At 65.2% G+C, this 250-nt stretch carries 1 pseudogene; it reads left to right on the top strand.

The features are described 5' to 3' along the window. Positions 1–250 (top strand): annotated as a pseudogene (locus SB753_RS39800) (methyltransferase); the annotation flags it as partial.

The following is a 250-nucleotide window of genomic DNA, read 5'->3' as shown; positions in this document are numbered from 1 at the left end:
CAAGCTATCCGAGTTGATCCGGTTCGCACGAGTCGATGCGGGCTCCACTGTCATCGACGTTTACCCAGGCGACGGCGACTGGACCCGTCTCTTCTCCGACATCGTGGGACCCGCAGGACGGGTCTTCAGCTTCGTACCGGCCGAAGTCGCCCACTTCAAGAACGATCCGGTCGGCCGCATGCGGACGCTTGCGACGGAGCCGGGCCGAGAGAACGTGGAAGCCGTCTCGGCGGACCTCGTCGCGATGCCG

This window comes from Paraburkholderia sp. SIMBA_053 (assembly GCF_046534895.1).
GTDB lineage: Bacteria > Pseudomonadota > Gammaproteobacteria > Burkholderiales > Burkholderiaceae > Paraburkholderia > Paraburkholderia caledonica.
This window is presented reverse-complemented; position numbering and strand designations above follow the sequence as displayed.